A 25,860-nucleotide genomic window follows, 5' to 3' on the forward strand; every position below is an offset into this window, starting at 1 on the left:
CGGCCGGGCGCGGGCGCGCCTAGCGGCGTGATGTGTTGCTGCCGCTGCGCGGGGTGTGGCGGTGGGCGAGGGCCTCGTAGGAGGCGGAGAGCGCGGGGGCGGCCGTCTCGTACGTCCGCTGCGCCACGCCTATGAACAGACAGTCCACGACGAGGAGTTGGCTGGTGCGCGACGACATCGCCGCCGGGCGCAGCTCGCTCTCCCTAGCCGTGGAGGTGGTGAGGATGTGGTCGGCGTACTGGGTGACCGGCCCGTCGGGGCGTCCGGTGATCGCGACGGTCGTGGCTCCGCGCTCGAAGGCGACGCGCAGTGGCTCGATGACGTCCCCGGTCGACCCGGAGTGCGTGATGGCGACGGCGACGTCCTTCGCGCGCAGCTGCACCGCGTTGGTGACGGCGAGGTGCGGGTCGCTGTGGGCGTGCGCTATCAGCCCTATGCGCAGCAGCTTCTGGGTGAGGTCCTGGGCGACCAGACCGGAGGCGCCGACGCCGTAGATGTCGATGCGGCGGGCGGCGGCCAGCGCGCTGACGGCGGCGGACAGCTGGGCCGTGTCCAGCCCGGCGGCCGTGTCGGCGAGGGTCTGCTGCTCGTCGTACGCCAGTTTCGCCACGACGTCCGCGATCGGGTCGTCGACGGCGATGTCGGCGGTCACGGCGGGGGAGCGCCCCGACTGCTGCTGGGCGGCCAGGCCCGCGAGGGCGAGGCGCAGGTCGCGGTAGCCGGGGTAGCCGAGCAGCCGGGACGTACGGACGACCGTCGCCTCGCTGGTGCCGGTGAGTTCGGCGAGGCCGGTGACCGTGAGGGCCGCGCAGCCGGCCGGGTCCGCGGCGACCGCCTCGGCGACGCGCTGCATGGAGCGGGTCATGGAGGGCGCCAGTGTCCGCACCTTGGCGGCGAGGGCGGCGGGCGCGGGCGGGGTGACACCCGGGATGCCGCTGGGCGTGCCGGAGGTGCCCGCGGTTCCGAAAATTTCCTTCACGTCTCGGCTCACGTCATGAAAGATATTTTCCATTCGGACGTACGGTCAAGAGTGCGCACAATGGGTGCATGACCCCCACCGGCGAGCCGAGCAACCCTGTCACCCGACTGGAGCAGGCGTTGCACGCTGCACGCGCCCTCGTCCTCGCCGATCTGGCCGCGCGCGAGGTCGCCGAGGCGGCTGTCGTCTCGATGGTCGAGGAGTCGGTCGTACAGCGCCGCTGGTGGGTCGAGCAGTGGCCGGACGGAGCTGCCTTCGTGGCCGGGCTCGTGGCGCAGGACGTCCAGGACGCGCTGCTGGAGACATACGGCCGCTGGCCGCTGTGCCCGGTCTGCGGCGGCGGTGATCCGCACGCCCTGGAGGTCGAGCCGGAGTTGGGGCCCGATCCGCAGTGGGTGTGCCACAAGGCGGGGGTGCGGGTCGCGGCGGTGGGCTCACTGGCCGCGACGCACGGCGGGACGTCGTCCTCGTGACCATCTACATAGACCCGCCGGTCTGGCCCGGGCACGGCCGCCTGTGGTCCCACCTCGTGAGTGACGTGTCGTACGACGAACTGCACGCGTTCGCCGGGGAGTTGGGCGTACCCGAGCGTGCCTTCGAGCGCGACCACTACGACATTCCGTCGCATCGGTACGGCGATGTGGTGGCCGCCGGGGCGGTGGAGGTCAGCAGCCGCGAGGTGGTGCGGCTGCTGCACGGGTCGGGACTGCGCAGGCGCAAGTCGGCGCGCGCGCCGGGCGGGCCGGACAGGCCGCGCGAGCAGGACGGGCCGGGCCGGGCGGCGCGTCAGCCGCGCAACTCGTAGGCCTGGAGGCCCTCTTCGTCGGGTTCCGCGCTCACCGGCACGAATCCGACGCGGGCGATCACCCCCTGGGACGGGGTGTTCTGCGGCTCGATCGTCGCGAACAGGGACCGTACGTCGTCCCGGGCCAGCGCCCACTCGGCCAGCGTGCGCAGCGCCTCCGTGGCGTAGCCGTTGCCACGGGCGGCTTCCGCGAGGTCGTAGCCGACCTCGGCCTTGCCTTCCTCATCCGGGGCGCCGTGGAAACCCATGCCGCCGACCGCGAGGTCGTCCTCCCGGCGCACGAGGACGTACAGACCGAACTCCGGGCGGTGCACGCCCGCTTCGTACGCCTTCAACGTCATCCCGGCGGCCTCCCGTGTGCCCTCGAAGGGGCCGCCCTCGATCCAGTCGAAGCCGCCGGTGCCGCCCACGCTCAGATCGGCGGCGGCGGCCGGGGTGACACCCTCCAGGCGGAGCCGTTCGGTGTCGAGGACCAGGTTGTTGGTCCAGCGCCACTCGGCGAGTTGTGCGCGGCCGGGGAGGTTGGCGCGGCCGGTCGCCCAGAGCAGGGTCCGCCAGTGGTCCGGGCCGGGCTGGACGGTCGGGAAGATCCGGGTGAGGACGAACTCCGCCAGATGCGCGGGCGCTTCGTACGGCAGCCCCAGGCCCTCGGCCATGTCGTGGGTGTGCAGCAGCACTTCGGCGATACCCATCGCGGCGAAACCCTCGCGGTTCGCGCTGCGGAACGGATACGGGTGGAAGCCGCGCGCGTCACGGGGAGCGGTGCGGATGGCGGCGGTGAGCAGGGCGCCGGTCGTCGTGATGACGTCGAGGATGCCCGCGTTGTCGGCGGGGTCCAGACCGTCCTCGCTGCCGTCGATGCTGATCGCGAAGGGGACGTACGCGCTCTTCGCCCGCCCCGCCAACTGCCCCGCGTACGCGACGAGGTCACTGGCGACATGCTCGGCCGTCTGCCGGCAACTCCACTCCAGCCGACCCGCGTTGACCTCCGCCCAGTCCCGGTCCAACGCCTGCCGCAGCAGCGCCACCGCGCTCGCGACAGCCTCGTCCACTTCGTTCCCGCCCATGCTCAGCATGCGGCGAGGATAGGGGGCGGGGCGGGGCGACGGACATGGATTAAATCGGGCCCGGGTCCGTTCGGCCCAGCCGTTCCACCTCCGCCGCGATGTTGGCGCGCGCCGGTTCCTCCCAGTGCTGTGTGCCGTACGGCGTCCGGAACAGCCTTGGCAGGGCGAGGAGTTGGCGCAGTACCGCTGCCCGGCCCGCCCTGAAGGCGTCCTCCGGGACGAAGGCGTACTCCTCGCGGACGGCGGCCGTGTACGCGGCGTACGTGTCCGGGGACGCGGCCAGGATCGCGAGGTCCGCGTCGCACAGGAGCTCGCCGTTGCGGTCGCCGGGCGCGGGGGCGTGGGTGACGGTGAGGCGGACGAGGCGGGCCACCTCCGCCGTGCCCGCTGCCGGGACACCGGCTTCGGGGAGGGCCCGCTCGGCGAGACGGGCGGAGCGCTCCTCGTTCTCGGAGCGGTCCGGGGCGTACACGGCGTCGTGGAACCAGGCGGCGAGGCGGACGAGGCCGGGGTCGGGGGCATACCCGGCCTCGGCTTGTTCCAGTACGTCGATGTGGTCGAGGACCGCGGTGAGGTGGGTGAGCGTGTGGTAGCGACGCTGGGGTTCCTGCCAGCGGGCGAGGAGGTTGTCGGCGTAGGGGGTGGGGTCCGGAAGCTCCTTGGCGTTGCCGGGGGTGGCGCGGGCTGCTTCCAGGGCCTGAGTCCAGCGGGCTCGGAGGGCGGAGAGGGTGTCGGGGTCGTCGGGGGCGTCTGCGTCGGCTTGATCGGGCATGGGGGCATTCTCCCGTCCGGGTGGGTCGGCCCTAGCGTGGAGGCATGACGTCTTCTGTCGATGTAAGTGACGTACGTGACCCCGAGCTGCCCGGGCGGCTCCTGATCGTCGAGCGCGACGCGCTGATCCCGCTGCTGCGGGCCCGGCCCGAGGCCGACTTCGGGATCGTGACCGCCGGGTGCCCCGAGTGGACCGTGCGGGACGTGCTCGCGCACTGCTCGGCCGTGTTGTCGAGGGTGGTGGAGGGGCGGATCGAGAAGGGCGTGTTCTCGCCGGAGTCGAACGACCGGGACATCGCCGAGCGCCGCGACTGGACGAACGCGCGGATCGTGGACGAGCTGGAGAAGGGGATGAGCGAGGCCGGGGATGTGATCGCCAGGTCCGGCGGGGCACTGGACGGGGCCGCGCTGGGGGAGTGGGTGCACGCCGGGGACGTACGGGAGGCTCTCGGCGAGCCGGAAGCCTATGCGGGGCCCGGTCTGCCGTACGCGCTGGCGCTGCTCGCGCGGCTGAGCAGGAAGCGTCGGCTGGTGCCGCTGCACGCCGATGTCGACGAGCTGGACGAGCCGTTGCGGCTGGGGAACGCGTCGGGGACGCGGACGCCGGGGCGGTACATCGGGGGTGGCGCCGCGCTTGTACGGCTGTATACGGGGCGGTCGGTGACGGGTGCGGGTGTGGGTGCGTTCGAGTTGGCGGGCGCGGAGGCGGGGGAGCTGAACATGTATGGCCGGTGAGTGACGGGGGAGGGGCTCCGGCGTACTCTTGGATTGGACTAGACCTGTAGTCGCTCCGGTGGAAATCCGTGGGAATCCAAGGGAAGGGGCCCGATGAGCCAGCGCGCAGTCCTGGAGGTGATCGCCCTCGATGTCGAGGACGCCGTCGCCGCCCGGGCCGGAGGGGCGGACCGGCTTGAGCTGGTCACCGACATGGCCGCCGACGGGCTCACCCCGACGGTCGCGGCCTTCGCGTGTATCCGGGCCGCCGTCGACATTCCGCTGCGGGTGATGCTGCGGCCGGCGGACGGGTTCGGTGCCGGGGACGTCGACCGGCTGGCCGGGGTCGCCGGGGAGTTGCGGGGGGCAGGTGCGGAGGAGTTCGTGCTCGGGTTCCTGGGGGCGGACGGCGGTGTCGATCTCGCTGCCGTCGAGCGGGTCGTGGGGGAGATCGACGGCAGCCGGTGGACGTTCCACCGCGCGATCGACCACGCCGTCGACCGGGACGCGCTGCGCAAGCAACTCGACGGGCTTCCCGGTCTCGACACCTATCTCACCGCCGGTTCGGCGGCCGGCGTCGACGAAGGGCTTCCCACGCTGCTCGCGGAGGCGGCGCGGCGCGGGGAGCCCGGGTACGAGCAACAGCTGCTGGTGGGGGGCGGGTTGCGGCTGGAGCATGTGCCGCTGCTGCGCGCCGCGGGAGTGGACGCCTTTCACATCGGAGGTGCGGCTCGGCCCGAGGGGTGGGGAAGGCCGGTGTCGGAGGGGGCGGTCGCGGAGTGGCGGGGGGTACTGGACGAGGGGTGAGGGGGGAGTGGGAGTGGGCCCCAGAAGGGCTGAAATGCCTAGGCCAGTTCCGCCGGCAGTGGCGCCGCGTGCGTCACGATCAACCCCGACACCGCTCGGGTCAGCGCCACGTACAGGCGCCGCAGGCCCGTGCGTTCGTCGGGTTCGGCGTCCACCACCGCCCGGGGTTCGTCCAGGACCACGTAGTCGTACTCCAGGCCCTTCGCCAGCGACGCCGGGACCAGCGTCAGCCGGGTTTCCTGCGTCGTCTCCTCGCCCGGGGACAGGAACCCGATGCCCGCCTCGCCCAGCGCCTCCGCCAGTGCCGGGATCCTGGCGTCCGCCGCGATCAGGCCCGTCGAGCCCTCGTTGCGCAGCAACTCCTCGCAGGCCTCCACCACTTCGGCCGTTCCGCCGATCGGCCTCACGTCGAAGAATCCCGGGTTCTCGCGGACCGACGCCACCGGTGTCAGACCCGGCGCGATGTACGGGAGCAGCCGGGAGGCGTACGTGATGACGTCCGTCGGGACGCGGAAACCGGCCGTCAGTTCCTCGATCACGGCGTCCGACTTGCCCAGGTGGGCAAGAGCCTCCTCCCAACTCCGCGTCGCCCAGGGCGTCGTGCCCTGTGCGAGGTCGCCGAGGACGGTCGCCGAACCGGTCGTGCAGCGCCGGCCCACCGCCCGGTACTGCATCGGCGAGAGGTCCTGCGCCTCGTCCAGGACGACATGCCCGAGCGAGTGCGTGCGCTGGACCAGGTCGATCGTCTCGTCGATCAACACCGCATCCGCAGCCGACCACTTGGCCGCCTTCACCGACCGTACGGGCTTCGTCCGGAGAATCTCCTTCTGCTCGTCCTCGTCGAGGATCCCGGCCGCGTGCACGGCGAGGAAATCGGCGTCGGTGAGCAGGCGCAGGACGAGTTTCGCGGGGTCGACGGGCGGCCAGACGGCCTTCACGGCCGCCTTCACCGCCGTGTTGCGGGCGACCGCGTCCTGCACACGGTCGTCCGGGGCCTCTCCCGACCGTTCCATCTGCACCAGCACCATGTGCGCGATGCGCTGCGGCAGGGCCTCGCGGGCGGCGCCGTAGCGAATCCCCCGGTCCAGCAACTCCCGTACGATCTGCTCCAGTTCGTACGCCGGTACCCGCCAGCGCCTGGATCCCCGTACGACCATCACGGGCTCGGTGGGCAGCGTCACATGGGAGTAGACGGCGTTCCGGAGGACGTCCGCCATCCTCGCGTCACCCTTGACGACCGCCGCTGCCGCGTCGTCCGTGCCGAGCACCTCCACATGGGCCACCAGGTCGTCGACGGTGGCCTGTTTGACCTCCAACTCGCCCAGCGCGGGCAGCACTTGCTCGATGTACTGGAGGAAGGAGCTGTTCGGCCCGATGACGAGGGTGCCGGTACGGGCCAGTCGCTCGCGGTGGGCGTAGAGGAGATAGGCGACCCGGTGCAGACCGACGGCCGTCTTCCCGGTGCCGGGACCTCCCTGCACGCACACCGAGCCGCCCAGCCCGCTGCGTACGATCTCGTCCTGTTCGGGCTGGATGGTGGCCACGATGTCGCGCATCGGGCCCACGCGCGGGCGCTCGATCTCCTGCTGGAGCAGCTTGCTGGTGGCCGCCGACTCGGTGGGGTCGGAGAGGTGCTCGTCCTCGTACGCCGTGAGGTCCCCGCCGGTGTACCCGAACCGGCGGCGCAGGGCGATGTCCAGCGGGTCCGTCTTCGAGGCCCGGTAGAACGGCTGGGACACCGGCGCGCGCCAGTCGATGACCATGGGGTCGCCGTCGGCGTCGTGGACGTGGCGGCGCCCGATGTAGAACTGCTCCCCCTCCGCGCCCTCGGCCTGCTCGGCGCCGGGAGCGTGCAGGTAGTCGAGGCGGCCGAAGAACAGCGGGGTGTGACTGAGGTCGGCGAGGGCCTTGATCCGCTCCTCGATCTGGCGGGAGAGGACCGCCGCGTTGACCCAGTTCGCGGTGACGTCCGTGATGTCGAGGGACTCGGCGTCCTCACGCATCGCGCGAAGGGCCGCTCGGGAGGCGGAGAGATGGGAGCGTTCGCGGCCGAGCGGGTCGCCGGAAATCGGGTCGTCGGAAACGGAGATGGGGCTGGACAAGGCGGTGCCTCCGGATACCTGCTGCGTATCTGCTGCTGGGGTGTGACGTCGAGAAAGCCGACCGGTTTCCGTCCGGGCGGCGGCGCTCCACGACGGGAGGCGGGCAAGAGCGGAGATCCTAGGGGACGGGAGGTCGCGGAGGCCAATCAATTTCGGCGTCCGCTAATCCGCGTCCGCTAATCCGCGTCCGCTAATCCGCGTCCGGCAATCGGCGGCCGTTGACGAGTGCGTCGGCGCGTACGGCGTTCGTAGTCCCCTAGGGGACGGACTCCACCTTCCTATGGGGGAGACGTCCACCCGGAGTCGTACAGGGAGACGACGGAGGTTCGACCCGCAGGCCGATGGCACCGGCGGCGCCGGAAGCAACCATGGATACATGAGCGCAGCAGCCTTCACCCCCGCGTCCGTAGCCTCCGTGGCTTCCGCCCGCTCCGGTGCCACCCCCGTGCGGGGCGGCCACCGGCACCCCTTCGGCGATGCCCTGCGCGCCGTCAAGGTGTTCGCCGGCGCCACCCTGAGCGTCGTACTCCTCGGTGAGTACGGGGAGGAGGCGGGGGTGCGCCGCAGGTGAGCGGCGTGCCCCTCAGCCCGCGGCTCCCTCGGCGCCTCCTGCGTCCCCGGCCAGCAGCTCGTCCGCGTCCATGATCCGGTACGCGTATCCCTGCTCCGCCAGGAACCGCTGGCGGTGCGCGGCGAAGTCCTGGTCGAGGGTGTCCCGGGCGACCACGGAGTAGAAGTGGGCCTTGTGCCCGTCGGCCTTCGGCCGCAGCACGCGTCCCAGCCGCTGGGCCTCCTCCTGCCGTGACCCGAAGGTGCCGGAGACCTGGATGGCCACGGTTGCCTCGGGCAGGTCGATGGAGAAGTTCGCGACCTTGGACACGACCAGGACGCTGATCTCGCCCTGGCGGAACGCGTCGAAGAGCTTCTCGCGCTGCGAGTTCGGCGTCTCGCCCTTGATGACGGGCGCGTTCAGGTGCTCGCCGAGTTCGTCGAGCTGGTCGATGTACTGGCCGATGACGAGGATCTGCTGCCCGGCGAAGCGCCGCACGATCGCCTCAGTGACCTTGCGCTTGGTCGCGGTGGTCGCGCAGAAGCGGTACTTCTCCTCGGTCTCGGCGGTGGCGTAGGCGAGCCGCTCCGACTCCGTCAGGTTGACCCGCACCTCGACACAGTCGGCGGGCGCGATGTAGCCCTGCGCCTCGATCTCCTTCCAGGGCGCGTCGAACCGCTTCGGCCCGATGAGCGAGAAGACGTCCGACTCGCGCCCGTCCTCCCGCACGAGGGTCGCGGTCAGCCCGAGCCGCCGCCTGGCCTGCAGATCGGCGGTGAACTTGAAGACGGGCGCGGGCAGCAGATGCACCTCGTCGTAGATGATGAGCCCCCAGTCGCGGGAGTCGAACAGCTCCAGGTGCGGATAGACGCCCTTACGCCGGGTCGTGAGCACCTGGTAGGTCGCGATGGTGACCGGCCGGATCTCCTTGCGGGTCCCGCTGTACTCGCCGATCTCCTCCTCGGTCAGCGACGTCCGCTTCACCAGCTCGTGCTTCCACTGCCGCGCCGAGACCGTGTTCGTGACGAGAATGAGCGTGGTGGCCTTCGCCTGGGCCATGGACCCGGCCCCGACCAGCGTCTTCCCCGCCCCGCACGGGAGGACGACCACTCCGCTCCCGCCGTGCCAGAAGTTCTCCACGGCCTGCTGCTGGTACGGGCGCAGCGCCCATCCGTCCTCGGCCAGTTCGATCGCGTGCGCCTCGCCGTCGACGTACCCGGCGAGGTCCTCGGCTGGCCAGCCCAGCTTGAGCAGCACCTGCTTGATCTGCCCGCGCTCGGAGGGGTGCACGGCCACGGTGTCGGGGTCGAGCCGGGCACCGACGAGCGGGATGATCCGCTTCGAACGCAGGATCTCCTCGAGAATCGGTCGGTCGGTGGTCGTGAGGACCAGCCCGTGCGCCGGATGCTTGGAGAGGGTCAGCCGTCCGTAGCGGTCCATCGTCTCGGCGATGTCGACGAGCAGCGCGTGCGGCACGGGGTAGCGGCTGTACTGCACGAGCGCGTCGACGACCTGCTCGGCGTCGTGCCCGGCGGCCCGCGCGTTCCACAGGCCCAGTGGGGTCACCCGGTAGGTGTGGATGTGCTCCGGAGCCCGCTCCAGCTCGGCGAACGGCGCGATGGCCCGACGGCACTCGCCGGCCTGCTCGTGGTCGACCTCCAGGAGCAGGGTTTTGTCCGACTGGACGATAAGTGGACCATTCACGTACGTGCACATCCCTTCCGTACGGCCTACGGCCAAACGTCCAGTGTGCCCTACCGGCCGACGGTCACGGCGGGGTGCGAATCACAGGGGATCGGCAGTGGATCACGGTCGACGTGGCCCTACGGGCAACCCCGGGGCCGGGACGGATGTCTGGTACGGCGGGAGCGGCGCGAGGGCGCGGCCCGGTGAGGAGCTCGCGGTGCGGTCGGTGGGCAGATGGGCGACGGGACTTGGAGCCGGGGCGGTACTGATGGCGACGGGCGCGTGGGTGCTGTGGCCGGCGGGTGTCGACGCCCGCCTCTGGGGCGAGGTGCGGCCGGTGATCGAGAACCGGCTCGTGGCCGACTCACGGGGGAGCGGGTACGGGGAGGCGGTGGCCGGACTCAGGGCGCGGTGGTTCTGCCGGGCGGAGCCGCTGGACCTCGGCGAGGACGGCGACGGCGTCGTACGGGCGGGCGTCAACACCCTGTGCATGGAGTACGGGGTCCGCGCGGGCGCCCTGGTGGAGTGCGGTGGCTCCCGGTACCCGCAGGTGCTGCGGCTGGAACGGGCGGCGGACGGCGGCTACCGCGTCGTGTCGCGCGAGGAGCCGCCGGACGGCGACGGGTACGCGGAGTGGATCGAGGACCACTTCGGCTTCTCCGCCCGGTCCGGCGCCGACGGCCCGATGTCGTCCACCGCCCTGGAGACCGCCGCCCGAGCCCACTTCGGCCTGCCCGCCGACGCCCGGGTCGCCGACTGCTGACCGGTTGCCGACCGGGGTTGCTCCCAGCCGCCGCCCGGGTGCCTATGGCTGGTCGTCCGCCAGCTCCGCCACCCCGGTGACCCGGTGCAGCGGATACGTCCGTACCTCGTCCGCCGTGTGGTCGTACGCGGTCACGAAGCCGCCCTCCACGCGGATGGGGGCGATGACGCGCTGGCTGGCGGCGCCCTCGGCGTTGACGTAGCCGATCCACACGGCCTCGCCGGTCATCACGGCGGCCTGCATGGTGGCCAGGGTCTCGGCGGGGCTGGTGCGCGGGAGGTCGCCGTTCGCGGCCGGGGTCTCCGTCGGTTTGCGTGGGGTCGTGGAGGCCAGGTCGCCCGCCCTGATCGCCCGGATCGCCGCCGAGAGCAGCGTGGTGTCGGGGGCCGGCGGGCCGTCCGGTACCGGGTCCGGGGCTGTGCGGGGCGGGGTGCGGTGGGCGTGGGCGCGGGTGATCAGGACGTCGCCCTCGGCGGACTCGGCGGCCGGTGCGAAGCCCATCGAGCGCAGACCGTCCAGGAGCGACCCCGGGTCGGTCTGGGCGGCCAGCACCGTGGGCGCCAGGCGCCGCAGACGCAGGTTCGCGGACCGCTTGTCGGCGAGGATCTCGCTGAGCACCGCGTCGTCGTCGCAGCGTACGTAGGCCGAGGCCGCGCCGATCCGCAGGTGCCCGTGTCTGCGCGCCACGTCGTCGATGAGGTAGGCGAGGGGCTGCGGGACCGGCGTACGGGAGTGGGCGGTCAGGAAGTCGTGCAGGTCGGAGGCGGAGCGGCCGGCGTCCAGCGCGCGGCGTACGGAACCCGGGGTGAAGCGGTAGACCGTCGCGCCGCCCTTCGACTCGACGTCCGCGAGCACGCCGAGCATGTCGGCCAGGGGGCGCTTGAGAGGGCCCGGGGCCACCGCCGTCAGGTCCGCCTGGAGAAGGACGTGGTCGAGCGGCTCGGGCAGTAGCGGGGTGAGCAGCCGGGCGGCGGTGGCGGAGGCGACGGCCTGCTCGGACGGGGACAGGGGTTCGAGGGTGTGGGAATGGCTCTGGTGGTGGTCGTGGTGGTGGACCGGGAGTTTGTCGCCGGGGCCCGTCGGCTCGGCAGGCTTCTGCGGTGCGGCGGGGGCGCCCAGCAGCGCCCGGCCCTGGGCCGACAGCGCCCCCCGGCCCGTGACGCCCAGCGACTCCGCCTCGGCCAGGGTCCAGCGGGCGAGCCTGGTGCGCAGTTCCTCGTCGCCCTCCCGGTCCTGCTGCGGGCCGCGCGTCGGACGCTCCCAGTGCAGGCGGGCCAGCACGGACTCGACGGTCGGGGAGGTGCCCTCCGGGAGGGCGGCCAGCAGGGCCAGCACCCGGTGCCGTACCTCCGGCGCGGCCGACCGGTCCAGGCCCGGGCCGAGGGCGGACAGCGTACGGTCCTTGGTGTCCCGGCCACCGATCACTCCGGGCGTCCGGGTCGCCGTCAGCCATGCCTCCGCGAGCCGCGCCCAGCGCTGCGCCGAGGGCCACTCCAGCCACTCGTCGTACGCGGGGGTCGCCGCGTACCGCTCGTCGGCCTCGCCGTCTGACGCCAACAGGCCTGCCGCATAGGCGAGTTCGACCCAGAAGGCGGCCACCGGCTCGGTCACGTCCAGGGCGACGGCCGTCCGCTTGAGGTCGCGGACGCTCAGCCCGCCGGCCCGCAGCACCGCCGGGCCGCCCTCGTCCCAGTCCTTCAGCAGCTCCTCGACGGTCGCGAGCGCGGTGTACGCCTGCCCGGCCGCCGCGTTGTCCACAACCTGTGGACGGTGGGTCGCGGCGGGCTCGACCCCCGGCGGCAACGGCTCGGTCGAGCGGTGCGCCCGGCCGCCGCGCAGATGCAGGGCCACCTCGCGCGGCAGTACGACCGTTCCGGGCGCGGTCGGCAGGAGCAGCCCCCGGTCCAGCAGCCAGCGCAGGTGTGCGGCCGGCTCGGCGGTGATCTGCCCGTACGGCGGTCCCCAGACGAGGCGTCGCAGTACGTCCACGGAGTCCGGGGAGGCGCTGTCGAGCAGCGCGGCCATCCGCTTCCGGTCGGTGAACAGCGAGGTCAGCGAGGCCACCGCGCTCACCGCGTCGTGCGTCGACGTGAGCCCCGCCGCCGCCACGATCTCCTGCACCCGGCCCGGCGACATCCCCGCCGTCGCCTCCGCGACCGTCGGACCGAGCCCTGTCGGGGACGGGTGCTGCGGAGAGGGTGCCAGCAGTTCACGGGCGGTGCGGACGAGCCGCAGCCGGTCCGTACCGCCCCACACCAGCGCCTGCTCGCGCAGCACGGTGAGGGCGCGGGGCAGCGCGGCGGTGACCGCCGGATCGGCGGCGTCGCCCGCGAGGAGGGCCAGCAGATCGTCGTACGCCGCCGGGTCCGGGGCCACGGCCAGCGCCTGTGCCGTCTGGAGCGTGAACCGGTCCAGGCGCTCCAGGGCGCGCACGACCGACGCGCGCGTGCCGGCGCGGGTGGCCAGCTGGGTGAGGTCTGTGGGGACGGGGGTGATGAGGTCCGGACGGGTGCGCAGCAGCGCGGCCAGGGACGCGTCGTCCCGCGCGCGAAGCGCCTCCGCGAGGGAACGCGGCGCCGGTGTCTCCTCGGTGCTCATCCCGCCCACGGTAGCGGGTGGGTGCGGTGCGGTGTCTTTCGTCGGTGTGGGGAGTTGGGGTGGGCGTCACCTGGGGGCGCCGCCCCCAGACCCCCGTTCGTGCTGAACGCGCTCGTCCTCAAACGCCGGACGGGCTGGATACGCGGGCCCGTGCCGAATGCTGGAGAGGTACCGCCCGTGTTCGATGGAGATGCCGGTAACGTCTGACCGCGTGGGTATCGAGAGCGACCAGGTCGTCTACGAGTATCTGAGCAGGGTCGGAGATCTGGCCCAGCAGCGGCAGTTGCCGTCCGGCGACCGGATGCGCCTCGTCTCGGGGCTGCGCGAGGAGATCGACCGGCGCCGCGCCAAGGCCACGGTCGACAGCCCCGCCTCCGTACGTCGCATCCTCGACCGCATCGGCACCCCGGACGAGGTCGTGGCAGGCGCGGGTCCCGGCCCCGGTGGGCCCGACGTGGCGCGTGCCTCCGTACCCGTACAGCGCGACCGCGAGGAGCCGCAGCGCAAGGGCAAGGGGCTCGGGCGACTCGTCCCGCGCCCGCGCCCTGCGGAGGCCGGTGCGGAGACCGGCAAGGAGGCGGACCCCGCGGAGGCGTTCGCTCCGTTTCCCTCGGACGGCGACCCCGCCCCGCCCCATCTCGCCGGTACGGGCGAACCCGGGGACGCGGACTGGTGGCTGGCGGGCCGCAGGGGCCCGCTCATGGACATGGACGGCCTTCCGGCCGGGTTCGTCGGCGGGGTGGAGATCCCCGACCTCCTCAAGCCGCAGCCCAGGCCCCAGAAGCCGCAGCCGAAGCCGACGGACGAGTCCGCCGAGCCCGCGGTCCCCGAAGGCGACGAGGGGGGCCAGGACGGCCAGGGAGGCGAAGGGAGCGCCCAGGAGGGAACAGTCCCGCGGCGGCGGCCCCGGCTGCGCCTTCCCCTCCCCTCCGGCAGCTGGAGCAACCCGCTGCTCCTCCTCGCCGCCGGTCTGCTCGTCGCGGGAGCGGTCCTCGGCAACGTCTACGCCCTCCTCATCGGCTGGGCCATCGCCTACGCCTCCCGCCGCCTCTCCCAGGCCGAGACCAAGTGGGCGGTCGTGTACCTGCCCGGGGCGGCCGTCGCCGCAGGCGTCGGGTGGCTGTGGGGCCGTACACAGGGCCGCTGGGGCGAACCCATCGCCGAGGGACACATGAACGAGGCCCTCGGTCAGACCTGGCCGTGGGTGGTGAAGGGCGCCGCGATCGTCTCGGCCCTGTTCCTCGTCTGGCGCTCCCAACGCCCACGCTGACCGTCTCCGCACTGGCCGCCTCCGGGTTCCCGGTGCCGGTGCTCCCGCCTTCGTGCCGGCCGCCCCGTCGTTGACCGCCTTGGTGCTCGCAGTCCCGTGCCGGCCGCCTCCCCTCTGAGCGCCCTCGTGCTGGCTGCCTTCGTGTTCCCAGCGTCGTGCTGGCCGCCTCCTCGCCGGCCGTCTACGGGTTCCTGGCGCCCGTGCTCCCGCCTCCGTGCCGGCTGCCCCGTCGTTGACCGCCTTGGTGCTCGCAGTCCCGTGCCGGCTGCCTTCGCTCTGGGCGCCCTCGTGCTGGCTGCCTTCGTGTTCCCAGCGTCGTGCTGGCCGTCTACGGGTTCCTGGCGCCCGTGCTCCCGCCTCCGTGCCGGCTGCCCCGTCGTTGACCGCCTTGGCGCTCGCAGTCCCGTGCCGGCTGCCTTCGCTCTGGGCGCCCTCGTGCTGGCTGCCTTCGTGTTCCCAGCGTCGTGCTGGCCGTCTACGGGTTCCTGGCGCCCGTGCTCCCGCCTCCGTGCCGGCTGCCCCGTCGTTGACCGCCTTGGCGCTCGCAGTCCCGTGCCGGCTGCCTTCGCTCTGGGCGCCCTCGTGCCGGCCGCCCTCGTGCTCCCAGCCCCGCGCTGGCCGCCTACTCGTCGGCCGCCCCACGCTGAGCCGCCCCGCGCTGGCTGCCTCCGCGCCCCGTCCCCACGCCGAGCGCCCCGCGCTGACCGCCCGACTGCCCCTCCGTCCGTTCCCGCACAATGGTGCATATGACATCCATGCCCTCGCCGACGCCCTCCGGCGCGCTCACCGTCGGGTTCGATCTCGATATGACCCTCATCGACTCCCGCCCCGGCATCCACGCCTGCTACCTGGCGCTCGCCGAGCGGACGGGCACGTACATCGATGCCGATCTGGCCGTCACCCGGCTCGGTCCGCCCCTCGCGGACGAGCTCGTGCACTGGTTTCCGGCCGATCAGGTCGCGGCCATGAGCGATCTCTACCGTGCGATGTATCCGGCCATCGCCATCACCGCGACCCCCGCGATGACCGGCGCCCGCGAGGCCGTCGAGGCCGTACGGGAGTCCGGCGGGCGGGCGATCGTCGTCACCGCCAAGTACGAGCCGAACGCCAAGCTGCACCTCGAACACCTCGGCATCGAGCCCGACGCGGTCATCGGAAACCTGTGGGCCGAGCAGAAGGCCGTCGCGCTGCGCGAGCAGGGCGCGAGCGTGTACGTCGGCGACCACGTCGGAGACGTACGAGGCGCCCGGGCCGCCGATGCCCTGTCGGTGGCCGTGCCCACCGGGCCCTGTGACGCCGCTGAGCTGCGCACCGCGGGCGCGGACGTCGTCCTCGACGACCTCACCCACTTCCCCGCCTGGCTGGCCTCCTACTCGGAGGTGGCCGCCCGCGCCTGACGGCGGCCCTCGGCCGCCGACTGGAGCACGCCGGCGCCCGCGAGAAGGAAGCCGACGCCCATCAGCATGCTCAGGCCGAACATGAACGTCGGGAATGGTTTCGTCCCGAGGAGGAATGGGGCCACGGTGACCAAAGTGGCCACCGTACCGACGAAGAAGACGATGGCACCGGCACGGATCAGCCGATCTCCGGCCGCGGCGGAATTCGTTTGGGTTTTGTCACGCACTCGACCAGGGTAGTTCCCTGCCCGAAGGAACAACCCGGCGACGTCTTGTCACCGGCGTGCGGACCATTAGCCTTGGTACCGGCGGGTCTCACGACCCGCCCAAGTGCTATCAAGACCCGTTTTCCCGCCAGCAGTTCGAAGCGCTTCGAAGCACTTCGTAGCAGATTCAAACAGCCCGAAGCAGTTTTCCGACGAGTATGAGGACGAGGAACAGACGTGCCCACCGGCAAGGTCAAGTGGTTCAACAGTGAGAAGGGTTTCGGCTTTCTCTCCCGCGATGACGGCGGTGACGTCTTCGTCCATTCCTCGGTCCTGCCCGCCGGAGTCGATTCCCTCAAGCCGGGCCAGCGCGTGGAGTTCGGAGTCGTCGCCGGCCAACGCGGTGACCAGGCGCTTTCCGTCGTGATCCTGGACCCGACCCCGTCGGTCGCCGCGGCACAGCGCAAGAAGCCCGACGAACTGGCCTCCATCGTCCAGGACTTGACGACCGTCCTGGAGAACATCACGCCGATGCTGGAAAGGGGCCGTTACCCCGAGAAGACCTCGGGGGCGAAGATCGCGGGTCTGCTGCGGGCCGTCGCCGACCAGTTGGACGTGTAGCCGGCTCCGGAGATTTCGGAGATTCCCGAGAGGTCTAGGGGAAATCGAGTGCGTTCGGGCCGAGGGGCGGCACCAGTCCCTCGGCCGCCGCGCGCGTGAGCAGCCCCCGGACCGCCGCATAGCCGTCCTCGCCCAGGTCCGCGGTGAACTCGTTGACGTACAGCCCGATGTGCTGGTCGGCGACCTTCGGGTCCATCTCCTGCGCGTGCTCCAGGACATAGGCCCTGGAGGCCTCCGGGTCGTCCCAGGCGGCGCGTACGGACGTCCGGGCGGCCTGGGCCAGCAGTTCCAGTGTCGCGGCTCCCAGCGACCGCTTGGCGATGATCGCGCCGAGCGGGATCGGCAGCCCGGTCGTCGCCTCCCAGTGCTCGCCCATGTCCGCGAGCTTGTGGAGCCCGTAGTTCCGGTACGTGAAGCGCGCCTCGTGGATGACCAGACCGGCGTCGACCTTCCCGTCCCGCACGGCGGGCATGATCTCGTGGAACGGCATCACGACGACCTCCCCGACCCCGCCGGGGATCGTGTCGGCCGCCCACAGGCGGAACAGCAGATACGCCGTCGACCGCTCGCTCGGGACGGCGACCGTACGCCCGGTCAGGTCGGCGCCCGCCTCCCGCGTGAGCACCAGCGGCCCGCAGCCCCGCCCCAGCGCGCCCCCGCAGGGCAGCAGCGCGTACTCGTCGAGGACGTACGGCAGCACGGCGTACGACACCTTCAGTACGTCGAACTCGCCGCGCTCGGCCATGCCGTTGGTGATGTCGATGTCCGCGAACGTCACGTCGAGCGCGGGCGCGCCCGGCACCCGGCCATGGGCCCAGGCGTCGAAGACGAAGGTGTCGTTCGGGCAGGGCGAGTACGCGATCTGCAGCGCGCGTTCATCTCGCGGGGTCACGGGGGTGCTCACGTGGGTGCTCATGCAGGTTCCAACTCTCCAGTACGGGGCCGAGCTTCCCGAAGGCTTCCGTCAGGGCCGTGAGCGCGTCGCCGATGCGCCAGGCGGCGCGGTCGCGAGGGCCGACGGGGTTGGACACGGCCCGGATCTCCAGCACCGGCACCCCGTGCGCGGCGGCGGCCTCGGCGACCCCGAAGCCCTCCATCGCCTCGGCCAGCGCACCCGGGTGCCGGGCGCGCAGCTCGGCGGCGCGTTCGGCGCTGCCGGTGACGGTGGAGACGGTCAGTACGGCGCCGGAGCGGGCACCGGTCGCGGCCGTGACATCTCGTACGAGTGTTTCCGGCGGACGGTGGGTGACGGCGCCGAAGCCGAGTGCGGTGACCGGGACGAACCCGTCCGGGGTCTCGGCGCCCAGGTCCGCGACGGTGATCTCGTCGGCGACGACCAGCGAGCCGACCGGCGCCTCCGGCTGGAAACCGCCGGCGATGCCCGCCGAGACGACCAGGCCGTACGGGGTGCCGCGGAGGGCGGCCGTGGTGAGCGCCGAGGCGACGGACGCGGCGGAGGCGGCGGGGCCGACTCCAGCGGCGATCACGTCGAACGGTCCGGTGACGTTGCCGTCAGTGGCGTCGAACGCCCGTGCCACCGCGTCCCGTTCGACAGGGACCGCGGTGGCGACCAGGACACGTACCCCCGACGTCGTCAGGAGTCCTTCTTCAGCCGGAACGACCACACGCCCGTGATGTCGTTCTCGCCCTCCTTGATGGAGACGAGCGTCGAGTCTCCCTGGGCGCCGTACTGGGCGTTGAAGAACACGCTGCCCGGGATCGTGCGGTACGTCTTGGTGGTGGAGTCGGTCAGCGGGTTGCCGTTCAGCAGGATCGTCCAGCCCTTGTCGGCGATCTTCGGGTCGACCCCGAAGCGCACGTTCTCGTCCGGGTCGACCTTGATGCTCTTGACGTCCGAGTCCTTGGCGGTGTCCTTCTTGAGGCACTCGGTCACCTCGGCCGTCTTCAGCTCCTTGGCGTCGCCGTCGCCGTCGGCGTAGCACGAGGCCTCCGAGCTCACCGAGGAGGTGCCGACGGTGATCGTGGAGATCGGCGTCGGCTTGTCGCAGGCGGACAGGACGAGCAGTCCGGCACCAACGGCGCCGACGGCGGCAACAGCGCGGCGACGGCGCGCAGTGGAAGCGGAACGCAACGAGGTCATGGCCGAAGGCTATCGGGCACCCGCGGCACGGTTGTCACGTGGGTACGGCGTGCCGGGCACCGGTAGGTGCCGCTCCGGCCCCGCCGAGCGGTGTCAGGCGACCCGGGGGTGGGCCCGGCCTCCGTGGCGGGCCGAGCCGACCAGGCCCTTGACCGTGGTCAGCCAGCCCGTGGCGACGATCGCGGCGGCCACCCCGAGGCCCAGCTCGCCCACCAGCGGCAGCGCGATTCCGATCGCGCCGCCGAGCACCCAGGCCATCTGGAGCAGCGTCTCCGAGCGGGCGAACGCGGAGGAGCGGACGTGCTCGGGGACGTCCCGCTGGATCAGCGCGTCCAGGGACAGTTTGGCGAGGGCCTGGCAGAACCCGGCGACCGCGGCCAGACAGGCGACCAGGGCGGCGCCGAAGAAGATCGCGGCGACGATCGCCGCGCCGAGGACCACGGCGACCACCGTCACGACGATCAGCTCCGGCGCGCGCTGCTTCACGGCCGCCCCGACCGCCGTACCGAGCGCGTTGCCCACGCCCGCCGCCACGGCGACCATGCCCAGCGACCACGCGGCGCTCTCCCCGGTCAGCGGATGCTCACGGAGCAGAAAGGCGAGGAAGAAGATCAGGAAGCCCGACAGACAGCGCAGGGCGGCGTTGGCGGCCAGGGCGTGGGTGACGGCCGTACCGACCGTGCGCAGACCCGGGCGGCGCAGGGTCTCGCGACGGTGCGGGCCGTGCAGATGCTCCGGGTCGGCGGCCAGCAGGGCGATGTCCTCGCCCTTCGCGGAGTCCACCTTGTGGGGGAGCGTGAAGGACAGGAACGTACCCACGATGAAGATCACGAAGGCGCCGTAGAGCGGCCAGCGCGGGCCGAGGGCCTGGAGCCCGGCTCCGATGGGTGCGGCCACACCGGTGGCGAGCAGCCCGCTCAGTGTGACCCGCGAATTGGCCTTCACCAGCGAGAAGCCGGGTGGCAGGAGGCGGGGTACGACGGCGCTGCGGACCACGCCGTACGCCTTCGAGGCGACCAGGACGCCCAGCGCGGCCGGGTACAGCTCGATGCTCCCGGTGGCGACCGCGCCGGCCAGCAGCAGGGCGAGGAGCGCGCGGGCGAGCATCGCGCCGGCCATCGCGGCGCGGCGGCCGTGCGGGAGGCGGTCGAGGAGGGGGCCGATCACGGGGGCGAGGAGGGTGAAGGGCGCCATGGTGATGCCGAGATAGATGGCCACGCGCCCGCGTGCCTCGTCGGTGGGGACGGAGAAGAACACGGTGGAGGCGAGCGCGATGGTGATCATGACGTCGCCGGCGCCGTTCACCGCGTGCAGTTCGATGAGCTTGCCGAGCCCGGACTCCCCGGCCCCGTGCGCGTGGGTGGCCTTGCGGATGCCCCGGGCCGTACCGGTCACCGGAAAGTGCAGGGCACGCCCGACCGCACGTACGGACCCGTTCATCCGGTCCCGTACGCCACGCCGGCTGTTTTTGGTGCCGGTGCCGCTCCGGTTGCTCCCCTCGGCCCCACCGGTCCCGGTGGCGTCGTGGGACGACCTCTCGGTTGCCACCCCGCCATAGTGCCCCGAGAACGGCGTACCTAGTGCGGTTACCGCGCGTATGGGGCCGAGTGGGGTGGGGGAGAACGGGGTTGGGCGAGTGCCTCCGGGTCCGAGTGAGGGTCCCTCAGGGGTCTTTCGGAGATCTCTCGGACGGTTTCGGTGGGGTGTTTTCCGGCCGTCGAGGGCTGGGAAGAAGTGGGGTGAGAGGCGGGAGAAGGACCAGTGGAAGGGGCGCTGGAGTTGCCACGGTTGGATGTCGGTCGCCACGAACCGTCCCGTCGGTGTGGGCCCCGGGCGCTGGAGAAGGTAGCGTGCGTAGCGCGCAGTGGCGGTTGTTCTCGGCCGCGCGCCTCTCGGCCATCCCGCAGAATGGATGACGTAGGTGCGCCCGAGCGCGATCGGGCGTGAACGTTGACGCGGTCCTCCGGTCCGCTCCGTTCGCACTCGTTCGCACCCCGTCGGGACGGGCGCACTCGTGAGACGGCGTAGGAGAGAAGCGATACCTGTGAGCGCAGCGACAACGCGAAGCCGCACCCCCGACCGCCTGTGCGCCGAGGCCGTCGACCTCGCCCTTTCGGCGGCGGAGGAGGCGGCGGCACCAGGCGTGGTGGGTGAACACGCGGGCATGGTGTCGGAAGGGGACCGTGTCGTCACGCACTTCTTCGAGTGCAAGGAGTTCGGCTACCGGGGCTGGCGCTGGGCGGTGACGGTCGCCCGGGCGTCCCGGGCGAAGCTGGTCACCCTGGACGAAGTGGTGCTCCTTCCGGGCCCCGACGCCCTTCAGGCACCGGAATGGGTCCCCTGGAGCGAGCGCCTGCGTCCCGGCGACATGGGCCCCGGGGACCTGCTCCCGACGGACGCGGAGGACCTGCGTCTGGAGCCCGGTTACTCGGGCGAGGACGAACCCCTGCCGAACTCCGTGCTCTCGGCCGCCTCGGCCACGGACTCGGTGGCACTGGCCGCGGATCTGGCGGACGCCGAGGACGCGGACATCACGGCGGGCTCACCGGCCGACTTCACTGTCGTGCCGGCCCGCGGCTCGATCGCGTCGGTGGCCGAGGAACTGGGCATGCGCCGGGCGCGCGTCCTGTCGCGGTACGGCCTGCACAGCGCCGCCGACCGCTGGGAGGACGCGTACGGTCCCGCGACGCCCATGGCCCAGGCCGCGCCGGCGACGTGCGTGAGCTGCGGGTTCCTGGTGGCGATCGGCGGGTCGCTCGGACAGGCGTTCGGCGTGTGTACGAACGAGTTCGCCCCGGCGGACGGGCGTGTGGTCTCCCTGGCGTACGGCTGCGGGGGGCACTCGGAGGCAGCGGTGATGCCGAAGCCGCCGGTTCCGCCGCCGCACGTGATCGACGAGACGATCGTGGACCCGTTCCCGCTGCGACCCGCCGCCGACTCCGGGTCGGTGTCGGTGGGCGGGACGGACGCGGACGAGGCTGTGGCGGACCTCGGGCACTCGTAGTTCCCGGCAGGTGGTTCCTGGAGAGTGCGCGACCCCGCCGAGGCCTGTTCGGCGGGGTCGTCCCACACGGGCTCCGGCCGGCTACTTCTTGGTGCCGTCCACGATGACCGGGGTGCCGTTCGCGTCCGTGCCGCACGGCACCGCGTACACCGCGTTGTATTTGGCGGCTTCCTTGTAGGCCTCCAGGCACTGGTTGTACAGCACCTTGTCGCTCAGCGACTTCGCGAGGATCTCGTTGGCGCGGGCGATGCCCTCCGCCTCGATCCGCTTGCGCTCGGCCTCCGCCTTGGCCGTACGCGCCGCCTCGACGGCCCGCTCGGTGTCCTGCTCCTGCTGGATCTTCTTGTCGATCTGCTCCTGCAGCTTGTCCGACGGCTTCACGTTGCGCAGATTGACGTTGGTGACGTCGATCCCGCGCGGTTCCAGACGTGCCTTGACGAGGGTGGCGATCTCGGAGCCGATCTGTTCGCGGGCGGAGGCGTAGCCCTCCTCGCTGGTGTGCTTCGCGAAGACGTTACGGATGATCTCGCGGCTGTCCGGCACCACCAGCCGCTCCTGGACGGCCTCCTCACTGCCCGCCAGCCGGTACAGCTCCACAGCCCTGGCCGGGATGACGGCCCACTTGATGGTGACGTCCGCGTACAGCACCCCGCCCTGCGCCGAGCGGACCTCGACCACGTCCTTGCCGTACATGTCGAGGTCCACGGGACGGGTGGAGAAGGACGTGACGTCGGTGAACGGAGACTTGAACTGGATACCGGAGGTCAGCGGTTCCCCGACCTTGCCGAAGGTCACCGGTACCCCGACCTCGTAGGCGCGCACGACATGGACGCACGAGAAGACACCGGCCAGCACGGCGGCGACGACACTGAGCGCCGCCCCGATCTTCCAGCCGCCGGTCTCCCGGCCACGGCCGACGAGAAACAGCACGACCGCCGTTATGAGCAGCAGTATGGACAGCACGAACACGGAAATCCCCCCTCAGGAACAGGTACCGCGTACCTGGTTCGCGGACCGGCGCCGCCTCGGGCGCGATCCGCAGGGAATGGTAAGGGGCGCCGGTGACGGCCTGGTGTCTCCCGGGATGTGTGCGGATGTGTTGGGGGTGTGTGCGGCCCCCGGGGGCCGACCGGGTCCGGTGGGCGGGTGCCCTGTCCGGCGCGGGGTACCTTCTTGCTCACGCCGATGAGGAGAGTGAACGTACGTGAGCAAGTTCGTGCGACCGGCAGCTGAGGGCGCGGATCCTTTCGGTACGGCCCGTCTGCGCCGGGGTGTTCTGGACGCGTGGGCCACCAGCCCCGCCCGGTTCCGTGAGGATGCCAACGCCGAGGAGGATCTCGTCCTCGGTGGCTACCGGGACCGGCTCGTCGTCGAGCTCGCCCAGAACGCGGCGGATGCCGCGGCGCGGGCGGGAGTGCCCGGCCGGCTCCGGCTCACCCTTCGCGACGGTGTCCTCGTCGCCGCCAACACGGGTGCCCCGTTGGACGCCACCGGAGTGGAGTCCCTGTCCACGCTGCGCGCCTCCGCCAAGCGGGACGCCGAGGAGGCCGGCAAGGGGACGGGCGCCGTCGGACGGTTCGGCGTCGGCTTCGCCGCCGTCCTCGCGGTGAGCGACGAGCCCGCCGTCGTCGGGCGGCACGGCGGGGTGCGGTGGGCGCTCGCCGAGGCCCGCGAGCTGGCCGCCGACACCGCCCGGCACAGCCCCGGACTCGGTGACGAGATCCGGCGCCGCGACGGCCATGTGCCGCTCCTCCGGCTGCCGTTCGCCGCCGAGGGCACCGCGCCGACGCCGTACGACACGGCTGTCATCCTGCCGTTGCGCGACACCGCCGCCGAGGATCTCGCGGAGCGGCTGCTGAGCGGCGTCGACGACGCGCTGCTGCTGACGCTGCCCGGGCTGGAGGAGGTCGTCATCGAGGTGGGGGAGCGCACGCGCACCCTCGGTCGCCGTACCGACGGCGCCCTGACCCTCGTGGAGGACTCCCGGGACGGTACGAGCCGTTGGCGTACCGTCTCCGCCCACGGGCCCCTGGAATCCGCCCTGTTGGCCGGGCGACCGGTCGAGGAACGGCTGCGTCCGCACTGGTCGGTCACCTGGGCCGTGCCCGTCGACGCGGACGGGGCTCCCGTACCGCCCCGGACCAGCCCCGTCGTGCACGCGCCCACGCCGAGCGACGAGCCCCTGGGCGTACCGGCGTTGCTCATCGCCTCGCTCCCGCTGGACACCGCCCGCCGGCATGCCGCACCCGGCCCGCTCACCGACTTCCTGGTGCAGCGTGCCGCCGACGCGTACACCGAACTCCTCGCCGACTGGCACCCGGTGGGGGAGGGCATCATCGCGCTCGTACCCGGCCCGCTGGGCAAGAGCGAGCTGGACGGGCAGTTGCGCCAGGCGATCCTCGAACGGCTGCCGCGCACCGCCTTCCTCCCGCCCGCGCTCGACCCGGGCGACGACGACGAACTGCCCTCCGCCCTGCGCCCCCGGGACGCGGAGGTCGTCGAGGGCGCCGGGTCCGAGACCGTGCGTGTGCTCGCCGAGGTGCTGCCCACGCTGCTGCCCGCCGGGCTCGAACGCCGGGTGGAACTAAGGACGTTGGGAGTCGCCCGTGTCCCCCTGACCGAGGCCGTCGACCGGCTCGCCGGCCTGGAGAAGGCGCCCGAGTGGTGGCACCGGCTGTACGACAGCCTGGCCGGCGTCGACCCCGACCGGCTGACCGGGCTGCCCGTGCCGCTCGCCGACGGGCGTACGACCATCGGCCCCCGGCAGGTACTGCTGCCCACCGGTGGTGGGGAGGGGCAGGGTGCCCCCGCACCCGAGACCCTCGCCCGCCTCGGCCTCAAGGTCGCCCACCAGGAGGCCGCACACCCCCTCCTGGAGAAGCTGGGTGCCCTCCCGGCCACCCCGAGGGCCGTCCTCACCACCCCGCAGGTGCGGGCCGCCGTCGCCGGCTCGCTGGACGAGGACGCCCGCAGCCTGTCGTGGGACGACGAAGACACCCCCGACGCCGAGGAGTTGGCCGACACGGTCCTCGCCCTCGTGCGGGACGCGGGCCTCGAACCCGGCGACGAGCCGTGGCTGGGCGCCCTAGCCCTCCCCGACGAGGACGGCGAGCTGTCCCCCGCCGGTGAACTCGTCCTCCCCGGCAGCCCGTTCGCCCAGGTGATCAGGGAAGACGAACTGGCGACGGTGGACGCCGAGTTGGCGGAGAAGTGGGGCGAGCAGCCGCTGGCCGCGTGTGGAGTCCTGGCGAACTTCGCCTTGGTCCGCGCCACCGACGTCGTCCTCGACCCGGACGAACTGGAGCCCCGGGACAGCGACTTCGCCGAACCCGACGACCCGGGCCTGCTCGACGCCGTGGACGTGTGGAGCGAAGACATCCTCGACCGCTTCCCCGACTCGCCCGTGCCTCCCGTCGCCACCGAACTGGTCGCCGTACGCGATCTGGACCTGGTCGACGACGACCGCTGGCCCCAGGCCCTCGCCCTCCTGGCCCGGCCGCCCCTGCGGGACGCGATCGTCCAGCCGGTGCGCGTGCTGCTGCCCGACGGCACGCATGAGCTCGTACGGCCGTACACGGCATGGTGGTTGCGCGGAAACCCGGTGCTGGACGGGAGGCGCCCCGCCGGTCTGCTGGCGGCCGGCGGAGACCCGCTCCTGCGCGGCCTGTACGAGGAGGCCGACGCCACCGGGTTCGACGACGAGCAGGTGCTGCGGGCGCTGGGCGTACGGACGTCGGTGGCCGCCCTCCTCGACGAGCCGGGCGGCGCCGCCGAACTGCTGGACCGCCTCGCCGATCCCGACCGCGAGGTGAGCGGGGCCCAACTGCACGCTCTCTACGGGGCGTTGGCCGACCTCGACCCGGAACAGGTCACGCTGCCAGACGACTTGCGGGCCGTGGTCGACGGGCACGTGGAGGTCGTGGACGCGGCCGACGCGGTGGTCGTCGACTCACCCGACCTGCTGCCGTTCACGGCGGGGGTGCCGCTGCTCCCCGTACGCCCGGCGAGGGCGGCCGAGCTGGCCGAGCTGTTCCAGGTACGGCGGCTGAGCGAGTCGGTGACGGGCGAGGTGACGTCGGAGGGATCGGAGCACGACGTACCTGAGTCGGTACGGGTACTGCTTGGTCCGGCGACGCCGGCCACGTACGTCGAGCACGAGGAGCTCGTCGTCGACGGCGTGGAGCTGGACTGGCGGCGGACCCGGGACGGCGTGGTGCACGCCTCGACGCTGGAGGGCGTCGCGGCGGGCCTCGCCTGGGCGGCCGGACAGTGGCCGCGGCGGTTCGAGGTGGCGGCACTGATCGAGGACCCGTCGCGGACGACGGAGCTGGCGCGGGATCGCTGGTTCGACTGAGGCGGAAGCGGAGGCGGGGGCTCGGTCCGAGTCTCTGGGGCGAGAAGGCTGGTGGGCGGGCGCGG

The 25,860-nt window shown here is 72.4% G+C and carries 23 protein-coding genes; 11 read left to right on the forward strand and 12 right to left on the reverse strand.

What is annotated here, in order from left to right; genetic code table 11:
• Window positions 1-19: 19 nt before the first annotated feature.
• Window positions 20-991: a MurR/RpiR family transcriptional regulator gene (locus tag OHN74_RS23920; RefSeq protein WP_327696609.1), complete on the reverse strand. Its 972-nt coding sequence runs from the start codon at window positions 989-991 to the stop codon at window positions 20-22.
• 56 nt (window positions 992-1,047) lie between these two features.
• Between OHN74_RS23920 and OHN74_RS23925 the strand changes: the two genes are divergently transcribed.
• Together OHN74_RS23925 and OHN74_RS23930 are read left to right on the forward strand one after the other, a co-directional pair.
• Window positions 1,048-1,452 (forward strand): hypothetical protein, encoded by a 405-nt coding sequence (locus OHN74_RS23925; protein WP_327696610.1) that lies wholly within the window; start codon window positions 1,048-1,050, stop codon window positions 1,450-1,452.
• Window positions 1,449-1,784: a DUF4031 domain-containing protein gene (locus tag OHN74_RS23930; RefSeq protein ID WP_327696611.1), complete on the forward strand. Its 336-nt coding sequence runs from the start codon at window positions 1,449-1,451 to the stop codon at window positions 1,782-1,784. Before OHN74_RS23925 ends, OHN74_RS23930 begins: the two co-directional genes overlap by 4 nt.
• On the opposite strand, the gene OHN74_RS23935 is transcribed toward OHN74_RS23930, so the two are convergent.
• On the reverse strand, window positions 1,766-2,860 hold the full coding sequence (locus OHN74_RS23935; RefSeq protein ID WP_443060435.1) for a GNAT family N-acetyltransferase: 1,095 nt from the start codon (window positions 2,858-2,860) through the stop codon (window positions 1,766-1,768). The two genes, OHN74_RS23930 and OHN74_RS23935, sit on opposite strands and share 19 nt — an antisense overlap.
• 40 nt (window positions 2,861-2,900) lie before the next feature.
• Window positions 2,901-3,623, reverse strand: a complete 723-nt coding sequence (locus tag OHN74_RS23940; RefSeq protein WP_327696612.1) for an HD domain-containing protein — start codon at window positions 3,621-3,623, stop codon at window positions 2,901-2,903.
• 44 nt (window positions 3,624-3,667) lie between these two features.
• Here OHN74_RS23940 and OHN74_RS23945 point away from each other — a divergent pair, with 44 nt between their 5' ends.
• The gene (locus OHN74_RS23945) at window positions 3,668-4,357 is read left to right on the forward strand and encodes a maleylpyruvate isomerase family mycothiol-dependent enzyme (RefSeq protein ID WP_327696613.1); all 690 of its coding nucleotides are present in this window, start codon (window positions 3,668-3,670) and stop codon (window positions 4,355-4,357) included.
• A 93-nt stretch (window positions 4,358-4,450) separates the two neighbouring features.
• The gene (locus OHN74_RS23950; RefSeq protein ID WP_327696614.1) at window positions 4,451-5,143 is read left to right on the forward strand and encodes a copper homeostasis protein CutC; all 693 of its coding nucleotides are present in this window, start codon (window positions 4,451-4,453) and stop codon (window positions 5,141-5,143) included.
• 38 nt (window positions 5,144-5,181) lie between these two features.
• On the opposite strand, the gene OHN74_RS23955 is transcribed toward OHN74_RS23950, so the two are convergent.
• On the reverse strand, window positions 5,182-7,245 hold the full coding sequence (locus tag OHN74_RS23955; RefSeq protein ID WP_327696615.1) for a HelD family protein: 2,064 nt from the start codon (window positions 7,243-7,245) through the stop codon (window positions 5,182-5,184).
• Window positions 7,246-7,621: 376 nt separating this feature from the next.
• Between OHN74_RS23955 and OHN74_RS23960 the strand changes: the two genes are divergently transcribed.
• Window positions 7,622-7,816, forward strand: coding sequence for a hypothetical protein (locus OHN74_RS23960; protein WP_327696616.1), 195 nt, complete (start codon window positions 7,622-7,624; stop codon window positions 7,814-7,816).
• Window positions 7,817-7,828: 12 nt separating this feature from the next.
• On the opposite strand, the gene OHN74_RS23965 is transcribed toward OHN74_RS23960, so the two are convergent.
• The gene (locus OHN74_RS23965; RefSeq protein ID WP_327696617.1) at window positions 7,829-9,499 is read right to left on the reverse strand and encodes a DNA repair helicase XPB; all 1,671 of its coding nucleotides are present in this window, start codon (window positions 9,497-9,499) and stop codon (window positions 7,829-7,831) included.
• Window positions 9,500-9,698: 199 nt separating this feature from the next.
• On the opposite strand from OHN74_RS23965, the gene OHN74_RS23970 reads away from it, so the two are divergent.
• On the forward strand, window positions 9,699-10,244 hold the full coding sequence (locus tag OHN74_RS23970; protein WP_327696618.1) for a hypothetical protein: 546 nt from the start codon (window positions 9,699-9,701) through the stop codon (window positions 10,242-10,244).
• A 42-nt stretch (window positions 10,245-10,286) separates the two neighbouring features.
• Here the strand turns inward: OHN74_RS23970 and OHN74_RS23975 are convergent, their stop codons facing one another.
• A complete protein-coding gene (locus OHN74_RS23975; RefSeq protein WP_327696619.1) occupies window positions 10,287-12,842 on the reverse strand; it encodes a helicase C-terminal domain-containing protein in 2,556 nt (851 codons plus the stop codon).
• Window positions 12,843-13,053: 211 nt separating this feature from the next.
• Here OHN74_RS23975 and OHN74_RS23980 point away from each other — a divergent pair, with 211 nt between their 5' ends.
• On the forward strand, window positions 13,054-14,112 hold the full coding sequence (locus OHN74_RS23980) for a hypothetical protein (protein WP_327696620.1): 1,059 nt from the start codon (window positions 13,054-13,056) through the stop codon (window positions 14,110-14,112).
• A 746-nt stretch (window positions 14,113-14,858) separates the two neighbouring features.
• Complete coding sequence (locus OHN74_RS23985; RefSeq protein WP_327696621.1) at window positions 14,859-15,509, forward strand: HAD family hydrolase; 651 nt, start codon at window positions 14,859-14,861, stop codon at window positions 15,507-15,509.
• Here OHN74_RS23985 and OHN74_RS23990 read toward each other — a convergent pair.
• A complete protein-coding gene (locus OHN74_RS23990) occupies window positions 15,482-15,736 on the reverse strand; it encodes a hypothetical protein (protein WP_327696623.1) in 255 nt (84 codons plus the stop codon). The genes OHN74_RS23985 and OHN74_RS23990 overlap by 28 nt on opposite strands.
• A 216-nt stretch (window positions 15,737-15,952) precedes the next feature.
• On the opposite strand from OHN74_RS23990, the gene OHN74_RS23995 reads away from it, so the two are divergent.
• Window positions 15,953-16,336, forward strand: coding sequence for a cold-shock protein (locus OHN74_RS23995; protein WP_006380984.1), 384 nt, complete (start codon window positions 15,953-15,955; stop codon window positions 16,334-16,336).
• Between the two features lie 34 nt (window positions 16,337-16,370).
• Here the strand turns inward: OHN74_RS23995 and OHN74_RS24000 are convergent, their stop codons facing one another.
• From OHN74_RS24000 to OHN74_RS24015, 4 genes are all read right to left on the reverse strand, one after another.
• On the reverse strand, window positions 16,371-17,252 hold the full coding sequence (locus OHN74_RS24000) for a 1,4-dihydroxy-6-naphthoate synthase (RefSeq protein ID WP_327696625.1): 882 nt from the start codon (window positions 17,250-17,252) through the stop codon (window positions 16,371-16,373).
• Complete coding sequence (locus OHN74_RS24005; protein ID WP_327696626.1) at window positions 17,212-17,961, reverse strand: futalosine hydrolase; 750 nt, start codon at window positions 17,959-17,961, stop codon at window positions 17,212-17,214. The genes OHN74_RS24000 and OHN74_RS24005 overlap by 41 nt, the downstream gene beginning before the upstream one ends.
• Window positions 17,931-18,437 carry a DUF2771 domain-containing protein gene (locus OHN74_RS24010; protein ID WP_327696627.1) on the reverse strand — a complete coding sequence of 169 codons (507 nt, stop codon included), beginning with the start codon at window positions 18,435-18,437 and terminating at the stop codon, window positions 17,931-17,933. The genes OHN74_RS24005 and OHN74_RS24010 overlap by 31 nt, the downstream gene beginning before the upstream one ends.
• Window positions 18,438-18,530: 93 nt before the next feature.
• Complete coding sequence (locus tag OHN74_RS24015; protein ID WP_443060436.1) at window positions 18,531-19,985, reverse strand: MFS transporter; 1,455 nt, start codon at window positions 19,983-19,985, stop codon at window positions 18,531-18,533.
• Between the two features lie 496 nt (window positions 19,986-20,481).
• Here OHN74_RS24015 and OHN74_RS24020 point away from each other — a divergent pair, with 496 nt between their 5' ends.
• Complete coding sequence (locus OHN74_RS24020) at window positions 20,482-21,441, forward strand: DUF3027 domain-containing protein (protein ID WP_327696628.1); 960 nt, start codon at window positions 20,482-20,484, stop codon at window positions 21,439-21,441.
• 81 nt (window positions 21,442-21,522) lie between these two features.
• Here OHN74_RS24020 and OHN74_RS24025 read toward each other — a convergent pair whose 3' ends face one another.
• Window positions 21,523-22,410: a prohibitin family protein gene (locus OHN74_RS24025; RefSeq protein ID WP_327696629.1), complete on the reverse strand. Its 888-nt coding sequence runs from the start codon at window positions 22,408-22,410 to the stop codon at window positions 21,523-21,525.
• Window positions 22,411-22,645: 235 nt separating this feature from the next.
• Here OHN74_RS24025 and OHN74_RS24030 point away from each other — a divergent pair, with 235 nt between their 5' ends.
• Window positions 22,646-25,795: a sacsin N-terminal ATP-binding-like domain-containing protein gene (locus tag OHN74_RS24030; RefSeq protein ID WP_327696630.1), complete on the forward strand. Its 3,150-nt coding sequence runs from the start codon at window positions 22,646-22,648 to the stop codon at window positions 25,793-25,795.
• Window positions 25,796-25,860: the final 65 nt, after the last annotated feature.

This window comes from Streptomyces sp. NBC_00459, assembly GCF_036013955.1.
In the GTDB taxonomy this organism is placed as follows: domain Bacteria; phylum Actinomycetota; class Actinomycetes; order Streptomycetales; family Streptomycetaceae; genus Streptomyces.

Bases quoted from the DNA above. Each gene is read 5' to 3' on its own strand.
- OHN74_RS23925 (WP_327696610.1), top strand. From the start codon at position 1,048: ATGACCCCCACCGGCGAGCCGAGCAACCCTGTCACCCGACTGGAGCAG.
- OHN74_RS23935 (WP_443060435.1), bottom strand. From the start codon at position 2,860: ATGCTGAGCATGGGCGGGAACGAAGTGGACGAGGCTGTCGCGAGCGCG.
- OHN74_RS23940 (WP_327696612.1), bottom strand. From the start codon at position 3,623: ATGCCCGATCAAGCCGACGCAGACGCCCCCGACGACCCCGACACCCTC.
- OHN74_RS23945 (WP_327696613.1), top strand. From the start codon at position 3,668: ATGACGTCTTCTGTCGATGTAAGTGACGTACGTGACCCCGAGCTGCCC.
- OHN74_RS23950 (WP_327696614.1), top strand. From the start codon at position 4,451: ATGAGCCAGCGCGCAGTCCTGGAGGTGATCGCCCTCGATGTCGAGGAC.
- OHN74_RS23960 (WP_327696616.1), top strand. From the start codon at position 7,622: ATGAGCGCAGCAGCCTTCACCCCCGCGTCCGTAGCCTCCGTGGCTTCC.
- OHN74_RS23975 (WP_327696619.1), bottom strand. From the start codon at position 12,842: ATGAGCACCGAGGAGACACCGGCGCCGCGTTCCCTCGCGGAGGCGCTT.
- OHN74_RS23985 (WP_327696621.1), top strand. From the start codon at position 14,859: ATGACATCCATGCCCTCGCCGACGCCCTCCGGCGCGCTCACCGTCGGG.
- OHN74_RS24000 (WP_327696625.1), bottom strand. From the start codon at position 17,252: ATGAGCACCCACGTGAGCACCCCCGTGACCCCGCGAGATGAACGCGCG.
- OHN74_RS24010 (WP_327696627.1), bottom strand. From the start codon at position 18,437: ATGACCTCGTTGCGTTCCGCTTCCACTGCGCGCCGTCGCCGCGCTGTT.